We start from the raw sequence: 24,147 nt of genomic DNA on the forward strand, positions 1-24,147 counted from the left end.
ATTTACGATAATGTAAAAGTCAGATATAAGTCCGGTAGATATTAATGTGAGGTTGTAAATGAATAACACAAAACAAAATCAGCGGCGCACATTTCTAAGAAATGCCGTGTACACCGCTGGCGGTTTAGCATTAACTAGTCGAATGTCAGCGCCATGGGCTATGCCTCAGGGCTATACTAAAGAAAGCATAAATGAAAATAATTTGGCAATGAATTTTGGTAACAGCGTCGTTAGTGGCGAGGTCATCGATTTAACGATTGCAAAACAAGCCAAACATATTGCAGGCGGTACTTCTCAGCCTATTACTATAAACGGCACGTCACCGGGCCCATTATTACGTTTGAAAGAGGGCCAAAATGTCACCATTAATGTGACCAATCAACTCAACGATAGCACGTCCATACATTGGCATGGCTTTATTTTACCTTACACGATGGACGGTGTGCCGGGAGTCGCATTTCCTGGGATAGCGCCAAACTCGACGTTTCGATACCAATTTGATGTTGAGCAAAACGGTACTTATTGGTATCACAGCCACTCAGGCTTGCAAGAGCAACTCGGCCATTTGGGGCCAGTCATTATAGATCCGAAAGATGGTGACATTGGTGCCGACAGAGAACACGTCATTTTGCTTAGCGATTGGACTTTCGAAAACCCACATGATGTATTCAGACATTTAAAAGTCGCTGAAGGTTATTACAACTATCAACAAAGAACCATTGAGGACACCGTAAACGACATCAAAAAACGCGGCTTCATAAATACGCTAAAAGAGAGAGCGATGTGGGCTGATATGCGCATGAACCCACGAGATATTTTAGACGTTACCGCCTCAACGTACACTTACCTCATGAACGGGCGGGACGCCTCAACAAACTGGACGGCTTTGTACAAACCAAACGAAAGCGTGCGGCTAAGACTAATCAACGGTTCTGCTATGACCTACTTTGATTTCAGGATCCCTGGATTAGAGATGGTTGTCGTTGCTGCAGACGGTCAGCCAGTAAAACCGGTTACTGTCGAAGAAATTCGCATTGCCGTTGCTGAAACCTACGACGTAATTGTGAGACCCAAAGGAGCCACAACCTACACGCTTTATGCTGAAAGTATGGATAGAAGTGGTTATGTTCGCGGTACATTAGCGACTGATTTGGGCGTTCAAGCATCTGTTCCTGAACTTCGCCAAATGCCAGAGCGCGGAATGGCAGCGATGGGAATGGGAGATATGTCTTCCATGGATAGCATGCCAAATATGGATGAGAACGGCTCAACAAAATCCATGAGCAAGCATTCAGATAGGTCAAAAATGAATGATATGGGCGATTCAGAAATGATGAATATGCCGCAAAGTAAAAAACCACTGCCCATAGACAGCATTGACATCAAACACGATTCTTCGGGTCATGGCGTTGGGGCATCAATGATTGCAAGCAATCCGACCAGCCGTTTAGATGAGCCCGGCATTGGACTAGAAGACGTTCAGCATAAGGTTTTATTATATAGCGATTTAGTAGGTGCTGAACCATGGCCAGATGAGCGCGAACCAACTCAGACTATTGAGTTGCATTTAACCGGCAACATGGAGCGTTACATGTGGTCGTTCGATGGTCTTAAATTTAGCGAAGTGAAAGAACCTGTACACTTTAGATACGGTGAACGAATACGGCTTATTTTGGTAAACGACTCTATGATGAATCATCCTATCCATTTACACGGTATGTGGATGGAGCTGGAGAATGGCAATTATCCACCGCCAAGAAAACACACCATCAGCTTAAAGCCCAGTGAAAAAGTATCGCTACTCATTAGCGCAGATGCACCCGGAAATTGGGCATTCCATTGCCATCTGCTGTATCACATGGATGCAGGTATGTTCAGAATTGTGTCGGTATCTTAGGAGATGACTATGAAGAATGTAAATACTATTATTTTATCTCTTGCAGCGACTAGCATGACTGCCCTACTTGCAGGTGCACATGCACAAGAAACTACACCATCTGATTGGCCAGAGCCTGTTGTTGATTATTACACTGGTACGATACTGTTTGACCGCTTCGAATATACCCGCACCGATGAAGATGAAAATATTGGGGTATGGGATATGGTTGGCTGGTACGGTGGTGACACGTATCGCCTTTATTTCAAAAGTGAAGGTGAAAACAAACAAAATGATGGTGAGCCAACAGACATTGAACGAGCAGAGATACTCGCTAGTAAATTAATTGCGCCCTACTGGGAGTTGCAAGCAGGATTAGGAACTCGAGGAACGTTAACAAGTGAATCTAATATGGAAAATTATGCGGTTATAAGCCTTTACGGCTTGGCACCCTACCAATTTGAAATGGATAACTCGTTAATGATAAATGAAGATGGCGACATCAGTTTTGCAATGGAAGCAGAATATGAAGTAAGAGTCACACAAACCTCATATCTTCAGCCTCGTTTAGCAATTAGCGCCTCCCTATCGGAGTCTGAACGGTTTGATCGCCAATCAGGCTTCAATTCAATTCGATTAGGGCTTCGCTACCGTTACGAATTCTCGCGAGAGTTTGCCCCTTATGTGGGTATGTATTGGAGCAAATCATTGGGCAACACCGCCGATGTTGCAGAGCTAGCCGGTGAACCGATAAGCGAAACTGGACTTGTTCTGGGTGCGCGGTTTTGGTTTTAAGAGGATAGAGAAGATAATAAAATGGAAGTTATACTTCAGCTTTTAATTGCTTTTGTAACCATCGGTTTAGTTACGGGCAGCCACTATTTTTGGCTGCAACAACTCAGAGCGTGGATGGACAACACCAGACTGTCGCCGCTTTTAACTCTACTAGGCGTCGTGTATGGAATAACTATTAGTCAGTTAACTGCGGCGCTGTTGTTTGCAATTAGCTTTAGAGTTTCCATTACGCTCGGGCTAGGTGGTTTTGATGGAGAAGCCGTTGCCACCTTTGTCGACATCTTTTATTTCTCGCTAATCAATCTCACCACACTGGGAATGGCTCCAATTGAGCCATTACGGCATTTATATCTTCTAGCAGGCATTGAAGCCATGACAGGTTTCTTGCTTGTAAGTTGTTCTGCATCATTAATTTTTAAAACAATGAATAAGTAATAAAATAGGACCTATTATGACCAAGTACACTAAATTTTTTGCAATGATTTTCACCTCAACTGCAGCAATGCTGCTGATGATGTATTTCAACACCTTTGCATTTGACCATGTTTTCTTTAGTGAAACACGTTTGTATATGGCGATATACATGGGCGCCATCATGGCAATTATCATGCTGTTATTTATGTTGAACATGTATGAAAGTAAAGCAAAAAACACACTAATATTATTAGGTAGTGCGGCAGTATTCGCTATCTCGCTATTCTTAGTTCGCTCTCAAACGACAGTTGCAGACTCCTCGTGGATGAAAGCCATGATACCGCACCACTCTATCGCCATATTAACCAGCGGCAGAGCAAACATCGAAGACCCTCGCGTTAAGAAATTGGCAAACGAGATCATCAGTGCGCAAGAACGCGAAATTAAAGAAATGAAATGGTTGCTTGAGGATATAGAAAAAAATGGTATTGCGACATCAGCCGATGACGCCTCTAAAAGAGCTGTCCCAGCATTTAGTGGACAATAATCAATAGTTTATTAGATTGATATAAGGACGATAAGATGAAAAAAACAGCAACGCTTTATCGAATGCACACCAGTGAGCATATTTGCCCTTATGGGTTACGCTCAAAAGACCTTCTCGAAAGAAAAGGCTTTGAAGTAGAAGACCATAAATTGAAGTCGCGAGAAGAAACTGACGAGTTTAAGAAAAAAAATAATGTTGAAACCACACCTCAAACTTTCATCGACGACAATAAAATTGGCGGTTATGACGATTTGAGAGATTATTTTGGCATGGAGCCGGCAGGTCAAACCGGCACAACCTATACGCCCGTACTAGCCATTTTTGCAGTCGCCTTTTTAATGAGCTTAGCCACTAGTTTTGCATACACCTCCGGCGTTAACTTAATAAATGTCGTTGAGTTGTTCGTTGCCTATAGTATGACCATATTGGCCATTCAAAAATTGCGCGACCTATACACCTTTTCAAATTCATTTATTACCTATGATTTGTTAGCCATGCGCAACATCAGATATGCCTATGTCTATCCGTTTGCGGAGGCGTTCGCTGGTATTGGCATGCTAGCGTCGATATCTGGATTTATTGTAGGACCTGTGTCCCTTTTCATTGGAACGGTGGGCGCAATATCAGTATTTAAAGCAGTGTATATCGATAAACGAGAGCTCAAGTGCGCGTGCGTTGGTGGCGATAGCGACGTGCCACTTGGGTTTGTTTCCCTCACGGAAAATCTGTTCATGATTGGAGCTGGTGCATGGATGTTGTACTCAGCTCTTTGAAAGTTCATATTAAGAACGTTAACGTACAGAGTAATTTTAAATACAACGATAAATTAAACATTACTTTACCTTTACCAATAAGGCTGCTTTTTATTATCGATATTGGTTCAGCCAATATGTAGGAGTTACCCATGTTTGGATTCAGTTTGCAATTGCAAATATTTTTAGATACTGCACTGACTACTATTATTTACAAACTAAATACGAATGGGAGATAAATATGTTATTTCGCCAATTTTTTGATTCTGAATCGAGCACTTATAGCTATCTCTTGGCTAGCGATAGTGGCCACGAAGCTTTGCTAATCGACCCGGTAATAGACAAGGTGGATATGTATCTGAAACTAGTCGAACAACTCGATGTTCGACTAGTGCGAGCCATCGATACTCATACCCATGCGGATCACATCACCGGTCTTAGAAAGTTGCGGGAAAAGACCGGTTGCATCACGACAATGGGCGAACAGACAAAGGCTGACTGTGTATCTGAAACCATTCGGGAGGGCGAGCACATCCGGTTGGATGATATTGATCTTGAAGCGTTGTATACACCTGGCCACACCGATGAGTCTTATAGCTTTTTGCTTCACTGCGAACAGCCAGCAGTATTCACCGGCGACGTGCTACTGATTCGCGGCAGTGGCCGAACCGACTTTCAAGGCGGCGACGCTGGTCAGAGCTACGATTCCATCACTAAAAAGCTATTTACGCTACCGGATTCAACGCTGGTATACCCGGCGCACGATTATAAGGGCTGGACCCGCAGCAGCATTGCTGAGGAAAAGGCTCACAACCCTCGGTTAGCCGGCAAGAGCCGTGCGGAATATATCGACATTATGAGCAATCTGGATCTGCCTGATCCGAAGATGATGGATGTGGCCGTTCCGGCGAACCTTGGCTGCGGTTTAGCTGCAGATGCATAGCAAACTGACAATTTTACCATTCATTCATACTGCAATCAGGAGAAATTCTTATGCTTACGTTTTTAACTGCGCAACAAATGATCGATGAAGCCAAGAAAGTGGCTGACACCGTCGACGTTGAAAAGGTAAAGGCTCTGCGTCGCAGCAGCGCGCTAGTGCTCGATGTTCGGGAGCCCAATGAGTGGCAGGAAGGTCATCTGGAAGGTGCCGTCGCTATACCGCGTGGTGTATTGGAAATGAAAATTTCCGACGAAGAAAGCGACCATCAACGGCCTATAGTCACCTATTGTGCCAGCGGTGGTCGCGCCGCGTTAGCCGCAGCCACATTACGACAAATGGGCTATATTGCAGCTTTTGCGTCGAAAGCTGGCTTTGACGATTTGCAGGCTGCCGGACTACCTTGTAATAAGCTCGACTAAATTTTCACATAAACATAGTTATGTGTCTGTGCGGTAGCAACGCATTGCACGCAGACGGGGCCCTTTTAGTGGTCTTACGGAATGTCAACAGGAGAGGACAGAACTATGATAAGCGATATGGGGATGATGATGGGTATGGGATTGGTTTATCTATTGATTATTGGCGTTTCGATTTTGTCGATTGACGCACTTTGGAAGTACTTGCGTTCGAAGGAAAAATAGAGTGATGGGTCAACTTTGGATTAGTCGCGCGGTACGGAATCCGGAAGCGAATTTCTTGCTCATTTCCTTTCTCTTCAATTTTGTCTGGGAGATGTGGCAAATGCCTTTCTACGAGGGGCTGAAAACACTGGACTACATGAGCGTCGTTCGAACGTGCACTCAAGCGAGTATAGGCGATGGTGTGATAAGCGTGTTGGCTTACTGGAGCGCCGTCGTGATCGCTCGATCCAGAGATTGGATCCATCAGATGGCCTTTACTCCGGAGTTAACTTATCTGGCTACCGGGCTGGTCATCACGACTTTCATGGAGTGGCTGGCAACCGACGTATTGGACCGCTGGCAGTACGCGCCAAACATGCCGGAGCTGCCTATACTAGGTACGGGGTTGCTACCGATTTTGCAGTGGTTGATTCTGCCACCGCTGATCCTCTGGTTTGTTCGCCAGCTGTCGGTTGGGACATCGTAGAAACAGGTATTGCCAAGTAAACTTTTGAAGTCGCACTAAATGTAGGCTTGAGTGTCATTCTGCGGCTCGTCGCTATTCAGCAAACGCACATTCCCTTTTTGTCTGAAGGTAAACATCTAAAACTTCACCGTCTTGAACCACAGCCCGCCAAAAGTTTTTCTGGTCAACTCCAACCGGACTTCTTCTTTAAAGACATTTTATAGTTAATCGGCGACAGATTGCCATTAGCTGTATGCAACCGATCTTGGTTGAAACAAAGGGTCAGAACACTTGAAAAGCGACTATTTATTAAAAGTCCACTTAGTTTCCTCGTCGAACCATGAAGCAGTATTATTGAATACAACCGATGCTGTAATCTTTTGAGGAAGAGTGGATAATGCTAATGCCTGGGGGGGACTAAATTGCTGGTTCATAAGCTTGTAATAAACAACACTGGAACCTTTATATCAATTCAGATATTGATGTTTTGTGTAAACACGCAATACCATCTAAACAGCTTACGACTAATAAGCTTTTATCTTCCAAAATGACGTTTCCTGGTAAATAAGAATGATCATATTCTTCAGCCTCAATATGACTTACATTAAATAAGACATTGTCTAGTTTTACGACTACCCCAAAAAAACCAAAGCGACGAGACAATAATTTGATGTGACTGGCGGGTAAATTCCAATCTACCGCTCTTTCAAATATATCACTGCGCGGCCAGTAAGAATGATCGACTTGAGGCGTAGCTGAATCGTAATATTTATCAACATTAGTGAAAAACGTTTTAATTAGGTTTAGCGACTCGATGTGCATTTTAACCATCAAGGTCGTTATAGATTCGTCAGTCGATACTGGCACCTTCAATTGCATAATGATGTCGCCGGCATCAACAACATCCGATATCTTATGAAGCGTGAGCCCCGATATTGTTGGGTGGTTTATTAAGTAAGGCAGAGGCGTTGGTCCTCTTCCTTTTGGCAGCAAGGTAGGATGAAGATTGATTGCATATTTAACGTCAGTAGATGGCAATATGTGCAAATATTCTGCAACAATGAACATCTCGGCCCCTAGTAAAATAAGCTTATTCAAGTCATCTAAAGTAGGTTTAACCTCAGCCAAGGGAATATGATGATGAGAACATAAGCTTGTTATGGTTGAAGCACCATGTTCAGGTTGGTTCTTATAAACACGCAGTATTTGATGGCCTTCATCAAGTAAATATTTTAAGCATGACGAGAACAAGTTATTCCCAAAATACACAATTTTCATGATGCTTTCCGCCAATCAAAATAAACATGATGAAAGTCGTAATTAAATCTGGGTGTAAAGCCGTATCGATATAAAATAAAATCTTTGGGCTCACTGACTATTAGCATGTAACTTCCCTAACGACTGCGACAGAATAGCTCTGTGCTAACGAACAATGTTTTGCTTAAAAACCAAATATTGAAATCTCCGTCATTTTTACTTACGGAACGCGAGTGATATTTTGTGCTGTTAACAAAACTAACCACAAAGGTTTTTCTTCTTGCTTACATCAAGTCTTATCGGTTTTGATGTCTTGTAGTTTGCTTAAAACCTCTTCGAACTGCTGTTTGCCGCAGTTCTCACCGTCTTCTGCTTTTGGATCTATTTTTTTAGTCGATTCAGTCTTTATGTCGATGCTTTTTGAAATATTATTCGCAATTTCCAAAGTTAATTCCTTAAATTTGATAGTGAAGCTAGATTTACAACGAGACCGTAAAATAAGTGATTTGATCCCTGAGTTCATTGCATGTGGATTACATTTTCATTACATTGCCGTCATTATTAGCATGAGCGATTACGGGGAATAATGAAATTTACTGACATTCTTGCCATGAGCCTATTGTACGATTGATTGCTTTTTGACAAGCTGAATTACCCCAAAGCCGTGGATGATGGCTCGATGTCTTGAGCATGTCGAGCATTCCAATTGGACTGCTGTGCTACCAAATTTTTTTACGGAATCTATAGGGCCATATCGCGACGGGTAATAATGCAAGTGTCAATTTAGTGCACGCTTAGTGTTTGAATTAAACGAAATATAGCCAACAGACAAAGCGATAATGACAATACCTGTCCATTGCCAAAAAGTTAAGGTCTCATCAAAATAAAACCACCCCAGATACAGCCCAAATACCGGCGTTAAAAAACTATACATATTAAGATGATACAAAGGTGCTTTGTCCATTAGCCAAAACCAGATGAGAAATGGAAGCGCTGTGCCGGGGATCGCAAGCAAAGTGATAATACTGGGATACACTATCGATTCGACTATCGGGTCAATCACGCTTGTATTGGTCATGTATGCCTGATAAAAACTAAAAATTCCTAATGGTATGGCACCAATCAACAGTTGAAAGCCCATGGCATAATAAATATCCACTTTATTTGCGATTAATTTAAGTAATATGTTACTTACTGCGATACCACTCGCTGCTATCAAAATATAAATAACACCATAAACAGGCTGTCCATTATCACTCCATAGGGACTCACTGCCGATCATCGCAATCCCCGCAAAGCCAATTGCCATAGCTAAGGCGACGCTTTTGTCCATATGCTCTTTTAGAATGAACCAACCAAGGATCCCTGCAATCAAAGGTTGGGTGTTAGTCAGCACGGTAGCCAAACCAGGAGAAATTAAGCTGGCAGCATAGAACATACCCCAAAATCCTATACTGGTAGCCGAAATACCAATAGCAGTAATAAACAGCCATTGTCGCCTGTTTTTAGGGAGTGGTCTTTTTAAAAATAAGGCAATGATTACCAGAAATAAGCCCGCTATGATAGAACGATAAAAAGCGGTAAGCATAACCGGTGCATAGTCTAATGTTAAAAAAATTAATGGATAACAACTTGCCCAAGATAACATTACACTAACTGCACCAATTTGAACTTTCACTTTTGGTTGACCATAAATATTATTTCACCTTAAATATTAAATTATAGTGGGCTTCTTTGAGCCGTTTTTTCGTGAGCCGAATGACTTGTATTGCGGGCTCTCAGCATTGCCGTAATATACTCTCCTTGCGCAACGTTAATCATTCTTTCTCGTTCTTGCTGAGCTTCCATCACTTCATCGAAAGATGATTGAACTGGGTCGGGTGGGTTGACGTCTTTAAGTTGAATCGTTTACGATTTTACTTTGTTGGTTCAAGATATTGAAATTTGATGAGGTATCTAAGTTTGCCATATTGCATTTCCTTAATTGTTTCTATCGATGTTGATAGTTTTAAGAATGAGCTCGTATATTTTTAGCCGCAAAAATTACACCAAAATGATGAATAATGGCCTTTCTAAGTGACCTTTTTACAAGCATGTAGAATTACTTTTCCGCATTGTAATGTAGACCATGGGCGAGCTCAGGGATACGCTAATGATGCTTATACCACCCAGCACGTTTAATATCATTCCAAGACGTCGATTGATGACAAGCGTAACATGCCTCTACTTTTGCTTTAGGCTCGCCGGCTACTTTTGCTGAAATCATTTTAAAATGTTGCATGTAATGGCTCGGCGGTGCTTCATGGCATTGGTTGCAATCACGTGACTGACTAGAAGGATGCGTATATTTAGGTAATGACCATGTATTTGTGCTATGACATTGCACACAGTCGTTTCCAAACAAACCAAAATGTTTATCGTCATTGCTGTGACATTGTGAACAATTGAGTAAAGCCTCTTTGTTGGTTACTTCAGGGTGAATAAAGAGCGGTTCAGGTCTTTGTTTATTCGTGAGCAAATAAGTAACAAGTGCAATGGTTGTGGCGTCCTCGTCAAAAGGCATATCAAGATTTGGAAGCATGTCAAAGCCAATATCAACCAACGCACCATGATCCATCTTAGAAATATTGGCATTGAGACCTTCATGCTCAATATGGCAACTGGTGCACTCCTGTATATCAGCATGGAAGGCGGTTGGTTGACGCGCAACAATATGCGTATCGTTTGCATGACAAGCAACACATTTATCTCTCTCTACCCCTTTAATTGGGGTATGACAACTTAAACAATCGTTATCAATAAAGGCATGAGGTTGACTAAGTGAGCCAGGGCTTATTGCCTGCTCCCAATCTAATTTGGATAAATCTTCAGGCTCGTGCCAAAAATGACTCAGGCCAAACGCTAAGACTATGATTGCTAATACACCGACAAACCATTTCATTATAGCCACCTAAGCCCAAAATAAACCTCACTTGCTATATGTATAAACAGAACACAATATAGCGTCATTGAAATAAAGATGTGAAACTTCAACCAGCGAGAAAACCAAGTTTTTGCTGTGTTATGGATCATAATGCTATATTCGGTGTCTGAGATGGCATCCACTATCTTCAGCAACTCTTTTTCTTTTAGCAATGATTTATCTTGTCTAGTGCCGAGCAAGCTTAGACTAAAGGACGGAAGGATATTTGAAGTGCGTTTAGTAAACGCTTCATACTGAGCATCACTAACGCCATCTCTCAAGTCGTTTTTTGAGTCATTTAATGCGTGTTGAAACTCGTTTAATTGACGCTTTTTTTCTTTCATTTTCGTTGATATTAAACCAAGTACATATCGGCCTACAAAACCGCTCAGAACCACTACCATCATAAACAACACAAGTATTATACCGACGGGACTAGCAAATCTGTGCGCGCTATGTATCAACGCCAATATTGGTCCTAGCACACCCGCGTAAATATGGATTTTGAGCAGAGTTGCCATAGGAATGAATTTTGTGATGCTCTTTTTTAGGGACTTTGTTCGCTTTATGAACATATATACAAGTGGGATCAGCATCAATATGCTGGCTAGTGCTCCGACAACAAAACCGCTTAGACTACCCGGAAACTGTGAAGAGCGATGCCACAAAAAGCCTAGCCAAAGTAAAATCATGAGTGCGACTAAGCTACCGACTAAATTTCGCTCATGTGTATTCATTTAAGCTTCGACCTCAACATCTGACGTTGGGATAGCCTGACATGCTAGTATATATCCTTCTTTTTTATCTTGCGGCTCTAACCCGTCATCAACGTCCATTTCTACGGCTCCTTTGGTGAGCTTTACTTTGCAGCTTCCACATGAGCCGGCACGGCAAGAGTTATCAATATCAATATCGAGTGAATCAGCAACATCTAAGATTGTTTCATCTGCATTCACCGGAGCTTGTTTACCAGAAAGACTAAAGGTAATTTGCTTTTCTCTCACTTTTTCTAGCACTTGCTGAGTAACGTTAGGTTTATTAAGGCTTTTAGGAGTTGCAGGACCAAAAGCCTCCGTTTTTATTTGGCTCTCAGGCACGCCTAAACCAGAAAGGATCCCCTTCATGGCCTCCATCATGGCTGGCGGTCCGCAGATATGGGCAGTTTTTGCTTCAATTTCAGGCACAAAATCTTGAATTAATCCAGAGGTCAAACGCCCCTGTGGACCCATCCATGACGTCCCCTTTGCTTGCGTCATACTCACAAGTACTTTCAAATTTGAATAACGAGCCTGTAAATACCTTAACTCCTGTTCAAAAATAAAGTCCTTCGTAGTACGTGTGCAAAACAGAAAATATATATCACCGTCCCAACAAGTCGTGGTTAAATATCTTACTGCGCTCATCATAGGGGTGATCCCGACACCGCCTGATATGAGCATGACACTGTTTTCGCCTTTCCCATTAAAAAAGAATTTTCCACCTGGCGCTTTGACCTTAAGCGAATCCCCAACTTTTACATTGTCATGCAAAAAACGAGATACCACACCATGCTCTTCACGTTTTATGGTGACTTCAAAATAATGTGTTTGTGTGGGTGATGAAGCTATTGTATAAGAACGTTTAACTAATTTATCGACGCCATCAATTTGCAGCGAAAAAGTGACAAATTGACCCGGCTCGTAACTGAAAGAAATGAGGTCATTGTTCGGATGAGCAAAGCGAAATGTTTTAACATCATGGGTTTCAATGAATATCGCTGTGACTTTCATCTCACCGCTAAACACTTTTCGTCGCATCCCTGAGTCAGCAGAATTTACAGGTATTGAGGCTGATAAGTCACTGTTTACACCATTATTAGTTGGGACGGATGTCGCTGTTTCTACATCAACTATTGACGTATCAGTATTTGTGGGTAAGCCAGTGTTGTTTTTTTGACTTGTGCCTGAAGCCTGAGTATTTTTTTCATCATTTTTGAGTTGCGCGAGCAACACGGATGCTCTGCGCATTTTCAATCCATATACGTATATCATGACAACAGCAAAGAGCAATAAAATCACCATGATAGAAGTGTGAAACGGCGTCATCCCCAAAATAATAGTCTGATTGTCTTCAGGTATGCTGGGCAGTATATCCATCTGAGTTTTGAACCACGTTAAGGCTACGCGTCTTGGCTCCTGTCCATCTAGCAGCGCACGTTTAGTCGCAAGACCACTATCAAAATGGGCAATTCCCTCTTTTACCGTTTCAAGCGCGATTTGCATTTGGGCATAATCTTCTGCCTGTGAGGCCTCTGCCAACCGGGTAAACCCATTAGAAAGTTGTTCGTTGCCTGATCGCATTCGCTCAGTTGCTTTACTCAAGAGAAGTGTCGTTTGCTCAGGCGTAGCTGACTGCATTCTCATTAAAGAGGGATAGAGATCTTTGGGTTTGGGCGCTCCCATTTTCTCCATCATTTTGTCCATTCCTTTGCCCATACCAGGACCCATCATACTGGAAGCGTCAATACCTGGCTGAATGCTTGGGATCTCATTAGTTGGTTTTTCATCTTTGCTTGGATGATGTCCAGCATGTTCATCGTTCTCAGCTTGTTGAAGCGCCATTGGCTGAGAAGAAAAACCTATTACCGTCAAGGTAAACATGATTAAAAATACAAACCGACAATTCAGGGTAAATATAGGCAACAACGAAAATCTCATTGCGAAAGCCCTTTTTGTTTGTGCCAAAGGGCTTCAATTTGAGATAATTGCGACGGTGTTAAAACTGACACAGCCTCACCGACCAATACGATGAATTGGGTACGAAGCTCACTGTTTATAATTTCAATTGCAGAGATTGTACTTTTAATATCACTAAAATTCGGTAATCCTTTGGAGGTAAGCGTCCATAAGCTTGACTCTAATCTGCTTCGCTTTTCAGTGTGGCTTACTTGAAAGGTTTGCCATTTGTCCTGAATATTTACTAATAGATTTAGTTGCTCATCTGATAGAAACAGAGCGTCTTTGAAGTTCATAAAAAACGAGTCTTCTCCAAGATGATACAAATGTAATGCGTCGCTTTTGCCAGGTAATGTAATTAACGTATTTGTATCCGTTACCACTGGTGGTATTTTTTGAGGCATACCCATCATTGAGCTATTTTTCATCTTCATTTTGCACATCATTCCCATGCAAGACTGATTGGATTTAGACATCATTGTCATGCTATTTTTTCCCATGCCCATTGCTGGTTTAATTGTATTACTAGGTTCACCAGAAGTTGAAGATGGCTGACTGTATGCCTCCCTGCTTGTGTTTTTTTGTGTTGTGGGCGCGAGAGAATTGTCTAATGCTTGCAAGGCTTTTTGAATATCTGCAAAGTCGTCACTGGTTGACTTAGGAGCTGTTTGTTCTATTTGTTTATGCAATGCTTGCTCAGGTTTTCCAGCTTCTTCCATCGACTCAGTGACTTGAGTCGCAGCTGAGCAAGATACGGCAAAGAAGGCGCTAAATGCAATTGTTGCGAGGTTAGCACCCCACTTATATTTCTTAGAATTTATTCTAAGCTGAGCGCGTGACAGCCAAAGAATGATGTAAGGATTAAAAATCACGATCAAATTCAACCATGTCATAACGAACAATTTCACCATCTACCACAGTTGCTTCAGCAAAATGTTGATTCTTAGATTTTCCCAGTCTTATTTTTCCAATATATTCCCGTGAATATGCACTTTCACCTTCCGCTATCGCGGCTGGTTCATACACTGTTCGAAACACGTTAAAGACTTGATGCTCTTTCAATCCATCTGTATCAGACACACAAATAACTGCTTGTCGGTCGGAAACAGAGACTACTTGGCCGCTCATTACATAGTCATGGTAAACCTGACTAGTACAACCACTAACTAAGCCTATTGCTAAGACAGCAATTGCAAAGAACTTTATAAATCTATTCATAATATTATCCAACGATGATGGTGTTTTTGGATAGGCGCGTTGCACCTATCCTGCTATAAAACGACTAATTTTTTTTATGCTGATGCTTTGGTTTACTTTTTTCCGCTGTGTGCCCCATCATCTGCTCCATCATGTCCATCATCATACTCATGCGCTTTTCCATCATCGCCATTTTATCCTCAGCCGACATATCATCATGTTTATGTTTCATGCCTTTCATGTCGTTCATACCCTTGCTGTCATCCGATTTCATCATGCCCATCATGCCTTCCATTTTTTTAGCATGATCATGCAACATTACTTCTCGTTTGCTAGGATCTGTTTCTTTTTTAACCGCGGCTAACATTGCTCGCATGTCTTCCATATGACTTTGCATTTTTTTCATCATTTGGTCTTTCATCATCGGCATTTCATGCTTGTCCGCGTTTTGGTGTGCATAGACAGCAGAAATAGGTGAAATGACTAAAACGCTGGCGAATAATAATGAAGTTATTTTTTTCATGATTTTATTTCCTTTAGTGATACTCAATTGAGCAGCTTATGTTTAAAAATGAATTTTGCTTATGCTGAATCTGTATTTTTTTGACGACGCTACGTTATTTAGGCGACAAAAACACTACCAATGCTGCGATTTCTTCATCGGTTATGGGCATTTTCGGCATCGCTGACGCAGAGTTATTAAATTGAGGCTCTTTAACTTTACGCTCAAAAAATGCTATTCCTTTTTCGCTGATAATATTATCGAGTGACGGGCCAAGGGTGCCTCCTGCGCCTTGCACCTGATGACACCCTTGGCAACCATAGCGAGTCAGAACTTCTCTTGGCTCAACGGGTTTATTGACACTCGCAAGAACTTTCGGTGCTTGCACAGGTGTTGAAGCAATTTCCATAAATTTGAGAATGGCCTGGACTTCTGCTCCCGTTAGGTGTGCCTTTTCTCGCATATGTGGCATGATGACTTTCCATTCACTTATGGAAAACTCTTGGACTGGACGGCTGTTATGGCATCGCGCACAATTATTGTTGATCAATTCTGCGCCTGACAGTGGTTCGCTGCTATTCACGTGTAGCGAAGTGAATAAAGAAATAAACAACACAAGTATGTTAATGGTAAATTGATGTTTCATAAATAATCCTCCTAGAAGCCATAACTGAATTGCACAGCAAAACGTTTGTCATCAGGGCCATCAGCCACGTTTGTATCTTCGTAACCCACTTTGATGACTGAACGCGGATCCAACCAGTAATTAACACCGACCATCCATCGCTCGGCCTCTTCTACTTTTTTTGTTTGCGCACGTTCAATAACAATTTCCGTACTCCCTAGCCCTTCGAATAGGTGACCCACGAAAAATGTCCCTTGTAAAAACCACCCATTGCGAGAAAGTGAATTAACAACTTCCTCATGGTCTTGCTCAATAAACGCTTCCGTTTTTGTACGAATATACTCTCCTCTTACCATCAGATGCGTACTGATGAAATTAATGTCAACACCATTTGCCTTAATATCTAACTGGCTGTTTTCGTCATACGCACCTTGGTAATAGGAAGTGCCGATTTCTATTGAGGGGAGTAACGCAACGGCAAGCCGACCACCAAACGCCTTGTTACTATTGTTGTCTGAGCTTGTCGCTTCGAATTCCACTTCAGGAAAAGCTTCTGTGTGTTCATCCCCGTCTGTATCCGGATCTAATGAGTTAGCAGGTGAAGACAAACGAGCAAGGGCGATATTGTGGTCGTCATCAACTTCCTCTTCATCATGAGATGCTTCAGAACTAGGCCCATTTGTCATAAAGACATCCAGAAAAACCTTGGCTGAACCCACTTGATAGACTTGTTGTGCTGCAATACCAATATCGCTCAAAATCGGCAGCATGGGATCCATTGCTTGGCTAGAGCCGTGTGCACCATATATTCCAGGGGTCCATATGCTGCGATTTATCCAACTGGGATGCCAGTTGGCACTAAATTGGCCAAACGGTAATAGAAATTTCCCCGCTGTAATCGTTGTATTGTTGTTCACAAAATAATGGATATCAGCATATTCAAGTTCGGTTTGGGTCTCACCGTTTTCATTGATACTTACTTCAAGTTCCGCCTCTACGTGCATCTTGTCATTTAGATTGAACAAAAAGATTGGCACGAAACGCGTTGAAAAACTGTCAGTACCCGCGACATCGGCACTTTCATATTTTACATCTCCGTATCCAACAAAGACGAATCGATCATTGGATTGTGCCGCATACGTTGGCGTTTGCCAGACGATAGCAGCCGAACAAAAAGTCACTAATTGTATTGTTTTAACCATCCGCATAGCATTTTCCCACTCTATTTATTGCGATTAATTAACGTAATATTTTTTAATCACATATCTGCGCGTTGAATATAGGTTGTATCCTATTGGTATGGGTTTCCCACTTCTTGATTTGGATCAATATTTTCAAATAAGTAGATTACAAGATGATTACATTTTTGTAATAAAACCATTTACTTACTTAAATTTTTCCTCATTTCAAATATGAACCAGCACAAGTTTTTCTTTGGCTAGACTGGACATAAAAATCACAAATAGATTGAGTTCATTTGGCATAAACTAGGCGTCAATTTTTGACTATGAGCACGCGAACGCGAGTTGGCAAGGAAACTAAATTTTGTTTTATGCTTTTATTCCATGTATGGGCCCGAACATTAAAGTTGTGTGCTGCAGTGGTCGATTACTGTCGACCATTGTTGGATCATTGCGTTGAATTAAATTTGCGGCTATGGTCGTGCAACCACGCAGTATTTCGTATACTAGTGCTTGCCCAACGAGAATATTCTGCTCGACTGTCCCACTCTCAAGTCGATTTTACGACACCATCTTTTATGGTGAACTAACGTTTTTTCCGACTACCCGGTGGCGAAGAATGACAACTCCACGGCTTGTGCTTTGCATTTTCCCTGATGTTTTCATCGACAAATTGATAATAACCTTCTTTAAAATTCGTCCACCAATCATGAGATATATCGCCGCCGTTTAGTTTCACTATGTTTTCAATACCATCAAGTTCACAATGGGTAACGTCGTAGCCTATATGTAAGGTCTGTTTATCACCTTCAAAAGAAACAGCGTCGACACCAAACGCGGCATCGATATCGCGAATAATAGCGCTGATTTTAGCGTCATCAATGTTCGTCAATTTAAGGTGGCGAAGCACTAAGTTCGCCTCTGATACACCGACTCTGTGTTCTAAGTCGCTCATAAGATATTTTCTCCTTTTTCCATTGCACTTAAAATCTACTAGTTATATTTTGGCTTGCTTAATAAATGACTTCCATTGCTCTATGCGCGGAATAAACATTGGCACATGTGCTTTGTAAGCCAAATATTCTCCCCCAAATTCAGCAATCACTTTTTTCTCTTCGCGCAAAGATAGACGATAATAAATAAAAACAATTATTGGAAAGAGTGCCACTGAAAATAAAGTAGGCCAATGCACAACGCCTTCGCCAAATAGCGCAATAAACAAGCCTGTATATTGGGGATGTCTTGCCAATGCGTACAAGCCATCTGTCACTAATTTTTTCTCTTGTCGCGCTTTATAAACTTGGCGCCAACCTTGAAAAAACAAGCCAATACCCAAGAATAATAAAATGTATCCCAAGACCATTGAGATCATCATGCCAGTCTCTCCCACACCTAAAAGAGACGACCACAAATTGGCACTAAGCTCAGTTCTATCCAGACCTCCAAAACGTGCCAAGAGGTAAATGGTCAATGGAAAACCATACATTTCGGCATACAAGGCAATGATAAAAGCTTGTACTACGCCCGCCCCTGCCCACTCGTGCCAAGATGAGGGTGCCATATACTTATATAGGTACCAAGACGCAACGACTATCATGATCAGCGCTAAAATCCATATACCTGAATGTGCTATCGGTTCGTTCATAAATCTATCTCCACTAGTAGATAGTCAAAACACGCATTGCTGCTATTTCGCTTTGCTACCAAAAAAATTATACAACGGCACCCAAATAAGGGTGATAAACCAGCCGTACATATAGCTCTCTACGAGCCCTAAAAAGAAACTTTGCCAGCTAAGCCATTCAACGCCTGGCAACAACTTTAACCAAACGTCATACATGGCGCTTTGTGGAAACAACAAGCCAAACGCGACGCAAAGGACAAAACTGATGCTGATAAACAGACTACTTGCATGACCAAAGGCCATTAATGATATTTTATGGGTCACGATATCGCTCCTGCATTGTTAAGTTTATCGATATACTTTTCGGGTTGTTGGTCAAACTCGTCAAGACAGTGCTTCGAGCAAAAGCGATAAAGCTCCCCCTCGTGCAGTTTCCCGTATCCTTGTTCTGGCTCCACAACTTTGTGGCAAACCGGATCTATGATGGGTTCCACTTTGTTCGAACTTGTATCTTTATGATGACCATGTGACATATGTGATCCACAGCCCAAACGCATCATCAGGTAGAAGAAAACCGCAAATAACAAAAATGAAAATACGCCGTCCATTTATCACCTCCTAGTTAAGTTGAGCAATTGGGCTCAGTTCTTTTACTGTTTATAGAATTGAAGAATACTTATGCATCCCTCGACTCATTCGAAAATCAACTCACCCACATACATTTTCATTTGGCAGTGAAAAGCGTGCTGTCCCGGCTCTGTGGGCGGTATCGATACAGTCACTTTTTTGTTTAAGGTCAAGCTTGCATTGATATCCAAATCTGGGATTTGTAAAGACTCAGAGCAAGGGGATGAATCTACCCTCGTAAATGTGAGCATTGCTTTTTGATTGGCCGGCAGCCTTATTTTCGAGGGTTGATAAACGCCATCTTTAACTAATATTTCAATCGCGCCATCTTGTATGGCGACACTGGCGGATTTATATATCCAAAACCACCACACAATAAGCGCGATAAGTGCTGCTCCTGCTAAATTTATCCACAACATAATTCAAACCTCCTAGTGATCTTTTGCTTTAAAAAAGCGCAGACGATTGGCATTAGTGACTACCGTTAATGACGAAAATGCCATAGCAGCGCCAGCTATTATGGGGCTTAACAACAAACCAAAGAATGGATATAAAATACCGGCCGCTATCGGCACACCTGCCACGTTGTAAATGAATGCGCCAAACAGATTTTGTTTGATGTTTGTTAAAGTCGCTTTGCTCACAGCAATAGCATCGGCTAAGCCATGCAATGAGCCGCGCATAAGGGTGATATCAGCGCTCTCAATGGCGACATCAGTGCCAGTGCCGATGGCGAAACCAACATTGGCGTGTGCCAAAGCAGGCGCATCATTAATACCGTCGCCGGTCATGCCGACTATTTCGCCCTCTTTCTGCAATTGGGCGACTTTGTTCGCTTTATCCTCTGGCATGACTTCAGCGACAAATTCTGTGATCCCTACTTTGCTCGCAATGGCTTTTGCCGTTAAGCGGTTATCGCCAGTTAACATAACAATGCGGATCCCATTACTCTGAAGGCGTTTAATGGCCTCGACCGAGTCTGGTTTAATGGGGTCAGCGACCGCTATTGCACCAGCTAATTTATTGTTGATAGCAAAGTACATCGGGGTTTTAGCCTCTTCGGCAAGTGTTTGAGCTCTGTCTATGAACGCTCGAATGTCTATGCTGCGTTCTTTCATTAGCTTTTCGTTACCAAACAACAGCTGACTGTCATCAAGTACCGCTTCTACGCCTTTACCAGCAATTGAAGCAAAAGCACTGACTTTACGCGCTTCAATACCTTGTTCTTTAGCGCTTTCTACAATGGCCATTGCCAGTGGATGCTCAGACCCCGCTTCAATACTCGCAGCAAGCATTAATACATGCTGTCTAATTTGCCCCTCAGCTAATAATACGTCGGTAACCTTTGGAGCACCTTCGGTGATGGTGCCCGTCTTATCAAGGATCATGGTGGTTATTTTAGACGCTGTTTGCAGCGCTTCACCGTTTCGGATCAACACGCCAGCTTCTGCAGCTTTACCCACCCCAACCATTACCGACATGGGTGTAGCCAATCCCAGCGCACAAGGGCAAGCGATGATCAGCACTGTGGTTGCAGACACAATCGCAAATGCGACTGCTGGCGAGGGGCCAAAATTTAGCCATGCTAGTGCACTAAGCACCGCGATAATCATAATTACCGGGACAAAGTACGCTGAAATCACATCCGCTAAACGCCCTATTGGTGGTTTAGAATTCTGCGCTCTTTTAACCATATTGATGATTTGCGCAAGCGCAGTATCCTTGCCTACACGCGTCGCTTTAAATACAACTGAACCAGACTTGTTAATGGTGCCAGCCACCACTTTGTCTCCATCACTTTTCTCAACGGGCATAGGCTCACCCGTTAACATGGATTCATCAACCGCCGTATGCCCTTCAACTACTAAGCCATCAACGGATATTTTTTCGCCTGGACGCACCCTAATTAAGTCATTGAGCAACACATCTTCTATCGGGATATCAATATCTTTGCCGTCTCTAATCACCCTTGCAGTTTTGGCTTGCAAACCAATTAGTCGTTTAATCGCTTCTGAGGTTTTCCCACGCGCTTTTACCTCTAGTGCTAAACCTAGATTAATTAAACCAATGATCATGGCGGTCGCTTCAAAATAGACATGGCGCGCCATTTGCGGCAATAGTTCTGGAACGGCAACGACCACCATCGAATATACCCATGCGGTGCCCGTCCCAAGTGCAATGAGCGTATCCATATTGGCTGAATGATTTTTTAATGAATTCCACGCGCCAATATAGAAATGCTTGCCTGAGAAGTACATCACGCCAAGCGTAGCCAAACCAACCGCTAACCACCCAATTCGCTCGCCAGTAGTGTTAACCGTCATCTCGCCAATCATGAGGCCATATATCATCAGTGGTACACCAAGTAACAGCGCAATAGTCATGTCTCGCAAGAGCTTTTTATAATACTGCCAATCGGCTTTTTCTCTTTCGTCTAGCGCTTCTTCTTCTGAACCACTGGTATCCACTTTTGCGTTATACCCAGCAATTTCAACTGCCGTAATTAGGCTCGCGTCCTCAACGTTGCCAGTAACAATTACACTGCGTTGTGCGAAGTTCATTTCTGCACTTTTTACGCCCTTGACAGCACGCAGTGCTTTTTCAATTTTAGTCACGCAACTAGCACAACTAGCACCATCAATAATTAAATGGTGTTCTTCTGCTTCATCGGCGTTAACACGCTTAAGCGCGTCAACCTTACCTTGCTGAGCCTCACCTTTATTAGCTGTCACGTCGCCACTGTGTGCTTTTTTATTGTTACAGCATGAGTGTTTAGTCTCACTCTCTTTATTTTCCGTGTTACTCATCAAACTCTCCGTTTAGAATGCTTACGTGTTTTTTATGTATGCAAATCACTATTTCTGCGTTTCGCTTTGTGCAATCTCGAGATCTTCAATTAAATGGCAGATAACATTATTACAGGGGGCTTTGTCCGGCATTTTTTCCCATGTATTGACTGCGTCCTGCATTCGGTCTCGCAGCTTGGCCATTTCAATAAATCGCTGTTCCGTTTCCTGCAGCCTTTTTTCAATTAACACCCTTACCGTTGGGCAAGGTGTTTTACCCTCATCCGATTCTGCAAATATTTTTTCTATATCATCAATAGAGAATCCTAAATCGCGTGCGCTTAGAATGAACCGAAGACGACGCTGCTCAAACCTATCGTAGAATTTGTAACCATTCTTCAATGCCTTTGATGGACGAAGTAAGCCAATCCTTGTGTAGTATCGAACGGTGTCTTTTTTTACGCCGAATGTGTCTGCTAATTCTGTCACTTGCATATCAGGCTCCTTTTGCACTTTGTTTACATATCCAATTCAAGAAATAATGCTTGTCTTATTTACTGCTGCAGGATAAACCTGTGAGTTGCTGACAGGTCAATACCTATTTTTAACCATGTGGTGCTGGCATCGACCAAACAATCACTAGCACTAAAATTCCTGATAGGATTATTGAACCGGATAGCTTGAACCAATCATCAAACATCTTGTTTTTACGTTTTATCAATAAACAAGATGCTAATATCGTTTGAGATAAATAATAAAGCGCAAATCCTTTACTAGCTAAGTTGATAATTTCAAATACATCACTTGTCCATACAAGCGCAATAGCGATGCCGATAATCAACATATAATAAAAATGGGTAGAAAAACGGGCTCTTATAAGTTCTTTCAGTAACCCCCCTCCGCCGATCGTGTCAGCTAGCGCAGCGCTCAACTGGCTCGCGGTTGCGGCTATTAATAATAAAAAAGGAAGGACCCAAACTGCTTTACCTAATGTGTTGCTAATTGTCGTTTCATTTAATTCCACAATTGGATACACATTGAAGAGCGGACAAGTCAGTGCAATGAAGGCAATGTAAATTAACGTTGCGATACCTTGTGAATGATTAACTGCTCTTACGCGAACCTCTGTCGAATATTGCCCTCCCATAAAACGGGCGGTCTCAAAACCTTGAGTTACCATTAACATCCCAGCTAAGATGCTTAAGGTCTGTAGAGGACCAAGATTGTTAAGCGCTTCGTGCTGAAACCACGTTGTGTTGCTGCTTAAGTCAAACGTAAATAAGGCAAATAACACACCAACGATGATTGCTAGCTTTATTGTGACAGCATACAACTCAATGACTTCCAAGCCTTTGGCGCCTCGTAACCATGCAAGTAGCATAATGGCGAGCAATACAAAAGTAGTAACGATTTTGATTGCATCACTATTCACTATATCTAATCGATCAAACAAAAATGAAGCAAAGAGGCTGATATAGAAAGCCACTGAAATAGCGTAGGCTGCCCCTAAGCACCACTGACCAAGTACTTCTATTTTAGCGATACCGCTTTTTGGAAACTTATCTAAATACGGCTCGGCATTGAAGATATTGAAACGAATGACGCCGCCTAAGCAGTATGCGAGCATCGATAACAAGATCATTCCGAGCAAAGCCCATTTACCCATAACAGAATGAAGCAACGGTGCGACAATCAGAAAGCCGCTGCCAATAATTGATGCTAATGGAGTTACGGTCGCTCGCCACTGATTCGACAGCCTGATCTGTCTGCTAAACAAAACCCAACCAACAATCATTGTCGACGTGATTGCAACCCCATTAAAAAGCATTGAGAGCACTCCGTTACTCGGTTAGATAAAATTTATGATTTAGGTTCAAACTCAACAATATCATTTGCAAGAACATTCCCACTTACGATAGTCGCGCCAGCAAAATGCTCATTTTTTATGCCACCTAATCGCACTTTTCCCACATACTCTCTGGAGTAACCTGATTCACCTTCTGTGATAACGCTTTCATCATAAACAGCGCGATAGACGCTAAAGATCTTATCCACTTGCAGATTGTTAGTATTCGAAACGCAAACTACCAACTCGTTTCCGTTGGTTGATACAACCTGACCGCTCATGATGTAATCATGATAAATTTGACTTGCACAGCCTCCTAAAAAGAATAAAGAAACTGTTAATACCGTTAGTATTTTAGTGCTATTTTTCATGAACCTTTCCTCGCTAATACTGATAAAAATTTCGTTATGTGT

At 42.2% G+C, this 24,147-nt stretch carries 29 protein-coding genes; 9 read left to right on the forward strand and 20 right to left on the reverse strand.

Going from position 1 to position 24,147, the window contains the following annotated elements; translation table 11 throughout:
- Positions 1 to 58 precede the first annotated feature (58 nt).
- The 9 genes from J5X92_RS08840 (at position 59) to J5X92_RS08880 (ending at position 6,434) form a co-directional block, all read left to right on the forward strand.
- Positions 59 to 1,897 (forward strand): copper resistance system multicopper oxidase, encoded by a 1,839-nt coding sequence (locus J5X92_RS08840; protein ID WP_208805457.1) that lies wholly within the window; start codon positions 59 to 61, stop codon positions 1,895 to 1,897.
- A 54-nt stretch (positions 1,898 to 1,951) separates the two neighbouring features.
- Positions 1,952 to 2,671, forward strand: a complete 720-nt coding sequence (locus tag J5X92_RS08845) for a copper resistance protein B (RefSeq protein ID WP_244360528.1) — start codon at positions 1,952 to 1,954, stop codon at positions 2,669 to 2,671.
- A 21-nt stretch (positions 2,672 to 2,692) separates the two neighbouring features.
- Complete coding sequence (locus J5X92_RS08850; protein WP_208805461.1) at positions 2,693 to 3,106, forward strand: two pore domain potassium channel family protein; 414 nt, start codon at positions 2,693 to 2,695, stop codon at positions 3,104 to 3,106.
- A 16-nt stretch (positions 3,107 to 3,122) separates the two neighbouring features.
- Complete coding sequence (locus J5X92_RS08855) at positions 3,123 to 3,632, forward strand: DUF305 domain-containing protein (RefSeq protein ID WP_208805463.1); 510 nt, start codon at positions 3,123 to 3,125, stop codon at positions 3,630 to 3,632.
- Between the two features lie 35 nt (positions 3,633 to 3,667).
- Entirely contained in the window at positions 3,668 to 4,405 is a 738-nt protein-coding gene (locus J5X92_RS08860; RefSeq protein ID WP_208805465.1) for a MauE/DoxX family redox-associated membrane protein, read from the forward strand.
- A 220-nt stretch (positions 4,406 to 4,625) separates the two neighbouring features.
- Positions 4,626 to 5,327 (forward strand): MBL fold metallo-hydrolase, encoded by a 702-nt coding sequence (locus J5X92_RS08865; RefSeq protein WP_208805467.1) that lies wholly within the window; start codon positions 4,626 to 4,628, stop codon positions 5,325 to 5,327.
- Between the two features lie 98 nt (positions 5,328 to 5,425).
- A complete protein-coding gene (locus tag J5X92_RS08870) occupies positions 5,426 to 5,746 on the forward strand; it encodes a rhodanese-like domain-containing protein (RefSeq protein WP_288389410.1) in 321 nt (106 codons plus the stop codon).
- Between the two features lie 81 nt (positions 5,747 to 5,827).
- On the forward strand, positions 5,828 to 5,968 hold the full coding sequence (locus J5X92_RS08875; protein ID WP_208805579.1) for a hypothetical protein: 141 nt from the start codon (positions 5,828 to 5,830) through the stop codon (positions 5,966 to 5,968).
- Between the two features lie 4 nt (positions 5,969 to 5,972).
- Complete coding sequence (locus J5X92_RS08880; protein ID WP_244360531.1) at positions 5,973 to 6,434, forward strand: hypothetical protein; 462 nt, start codon at positions 5,973 to 5,975, stop codon at positions 6,432 to 6,434.
- Positions 6,435 to 6,875: 441 nt separating this feature from the next.
- Here the strand turns inward: J5X92_RS08880 and J5X92_RS08885 are convergent, their stop codons facing one another.
- The 20 genes from J5X92_RS08885 to J5X92_RS08980 all read right to left on the reverse strand — a co-directional run bounded on the left by J5X92_RS08885 (position 6,876) and on the right by J5X92_RS08980 (position 24,105).
- A complete protein-coding gene (locus tag J5X92_RS08885; RefSeq protein ID WP_208805469.1) occupies positions 6,876 to 7,691 on the reverse strand; it encodes a formyltransferase family protein in 816 nt (271 codons plus the stop codon).
- Positions 7,692 to 7,959: 268 nt separating this feature from the next.
- Positions 7,960 to 8,115, reverse strand: a complete 156-nt coding sequence (locus tag J5X92_RS08890) for a hypothetical protein (RefSeq protein ID WP_208805471.1) — start codon at positions 8,113 to 8,115, stop codon at positions 7,960 to 7,962.
- Between the two features lie 333 nt (positions 8,116 to 8,448).
- A complete protein-coding gene (locus tag J5X92_RS21425; RefSeq protein WP_208805473.1) occupies positions 8,449 to 9,348 on the reverse strand; it encodes a DMT family transporter in 900 nt (299 codons plus the stop codon).
- Positions 9,349 to 9,819: 471 nt separating this feature from the next.
- Positions 9,820 to 10,611, reverse strand: coding sequence for a cytochrome c3 family protein (locus J5X92_RS08900; RefSeq protein WP_244360492.1), 792 nt, complete (start codon positions 10,609 to 10,611; stop codon positions 9,820 to 9,822).
- Positions 10,611 to 11,369 (reverse strand): hypothetical protein, encoded by a 759-nt coding sequence (locus J5X92_RS08905; RefSeq protein WP_208805475.1) that lies wholly within the window; start codon positions 11,367 to 11,369, stop codon positions 10,611 to 10,613. The genes J5X92_RS08900 and J5X92_RS08905 overlap by 1 nt, the downstream gene beginning before the upstream one ends.
- Positions 11,370 to 13,328: a 2Fe-2S iron-sulfur cluster-binding protein gene (locus J5X92_RS08910; RefSeq protein WP_244360495.1), complete on the reverse strand. Its 1,959-nt coding sequence runs from the start codon at positions 13,326 to 13,328 to the stop codon at positions 11,370 to 11,372. It abuts the gene before it with no gap.
- Positions 13,325 to 14,239, reverse strand: a complete 915-nt coding sequence (locus tag J5X92_RS08915; RefSeq protein ID WP_208805477.1) for a hypothetical protein — start codon at positions 14,237 to 14,239, stop codon at positions 13,325 to 13,327. Before J5X92_RS08915 ends, J5X92_RS08910 begins: the two co-directional genes overlap by 4 nt.
- Entirely contained in the window at positions 14,208 to 14,564 is a 357-nt protein-coding gene (locus J5X92_RS08920) for a hypothetical protein (RefSeq protein ID WP_208805479.1), read from the reverse strand. The genes J5X92_RS08915 and J5X92_RS08920 overlap by 32 nt, the downstream gene beginning before the upstream one ends.
- Positions 14,565 to 14,628: 64 nt before the next feature.
- A complete protein-coding gene (locus J5X92_RS08925; RefSeq protein ID WP_208805481.1) occupies positions 14,629 to 15,066 on the reverse strand; it encodes a hypothetical protein in 438 nt (145 codons plus the stop codon).
- Positions 15,067 to 15,160: 94 nt separating this feature from the next.
- Positions 15,161 to 15,691 (reverse strand): c-type cytochrome, encoded by a 531-nt coding sequence (locus tag J5X92_RS08930; RefSeq protein WP_208805483.1) that lies wholly within the window; start codon positions 15,689 to 15,691, stop codon positions 15,161 to 15,163.
- A gap of 11 nt (positions 15,692 to 15,702) precedes the next feature.
- Complete coding sequence (locus tag J5X92_RS08935; RefSeq protein WP_348272390.1) at positions 15,703 to 16,851, reverse strand: porin; 1,149 nt, start codon at positions 16,849 to 16,851, stop codon at positions 15,703 to 15,705.
- Between the two features lie 586 nt (positions 16,852 to 17,437).
- Positions 17,438 to 17,806: a cation transporter gene (locus tag J5X92_RS08940; protein ID WP_208805486.1), complete on the reverse strand. Its 369-nt coding sequence runs from the start codon at positions 17,804 to 17,806 to the stop codon at positions 17,438 to 17,440.
- Positions 17,807 to 17,848: 42 nt separating this feature from the next.
- On the reverse strand, positions 17,849 to 18,496 hold the full coding sequence (locus tag J5X92_RS08945; RefSeq protein ID WP_208805488.1) for an isoprenylcysteine carboxylmethyltransferase family protein: 648 nt from the start codon (positions 18,494 to 18,496) through the stop codon (positions 17,849 to 17,851).
- 42 nt (positions 18,497 to 18,538) lie between these two features.
- On the reverse strand, positions 18,539 to 18,799 hold the full coding sequence (locus J5X92_RS08950) for a DUF5676 family membrane protein (RefSeq protein ID WP_208805580.1): 261 nt from the start codon (positions 18,797 to 18,799) through the stop codon (positions 18,539 to 18,541).
- Positions 18,796 to 19,083, reverse strand: coding sequence for a YHS domain-containing protein (locus J5X92_RS08955; protein WP_208805490.1), 288 nt, complete (start codon positions 19,081 to 19,083; stop codon positions 18,796 to 18,798). Before J5X92_RS08955 ends, J5X92_RS08950 begins: the two co-directional genes overlap by 4 nt.
- 84 nt (positions 19,084 to 19,167) lie before the next feature.
- Positions 19,168 to 19,521, reverse strand: a complete 354-nt coding sequence (locus J5X92_RS08960; RefSeq protein ID WP_082759611.1) for a cupredoxin domain-containing protein — start codon at positions 19,519 to 19,521, stop codon at positions 19,168 to 19,170.
- 12 nt (positions 19,522 to 19,533) lie between these two features.
- The gene (locus J5X92_RS08965; protein WP_208805492.1) at positions 19,534 to 21,909 is read right to left on the reverse strand and encodes a heavy metal translocating P-type ATPase; all 2,376 of its coding nucleotides are present in this window, start codon (positions 21,907 to 21,909) and stop codon (positions 19,534 to 19,536) included.
- A 48-nt stretch (positions 21,910 to 21,957) separates the two neighbouring features.
- Complete coding sequence (locus J5X92_RS08970; protein ID WP_208805494.1) at positions 21,958 to 22,383, reverse strand: MerR family DNA-binding protein; 426 nt, start codon at positions 22,381 to 22,383, stop codon at positions 21,958 to 21,960.
- Positions 22,384 to 22,492: 109 nt separating this feature from the next.
- On the reverse strand, positions 22,493 to 23,716 hold the full coding sequence (locus J5X92_RS08975) for a hypothetical protein (RefSeq protein ID WP_208805496.1): 1,224 nt from the start codon (positions 23,714 to 23,716) through the stop codon (positions 22,493 to 22,495).
- Between the two features lie 32 nt (positions 23,717 to 23,748).
- Positions 23,749 to 24,105 carry a hypothetical protein gene (locus J5X92_RS08980; RefSeq protein ID WP_208805498.1) on the reverse strand — a complete coding sequence of 119 codons (357 nt, stop codon included), beginning with the start codon at positions 24,103 to 24,105 and terminating at the stop codon, positions 23,749 to 23,751.
- Positions 24,106 to 24,147: the final 42 nt, after the last annotated feature.

This window comes from Alteromonas sp. K632G (genome assembly GCF_017653625.1).
Classification (GTDB): domain Bacteria; phylum Pseudomonadota; class Gammaproteobacteria; order Enterobacterales; family Alteromonadaceae; genus Alteromonas; species Alteromonas naphthalenivorans.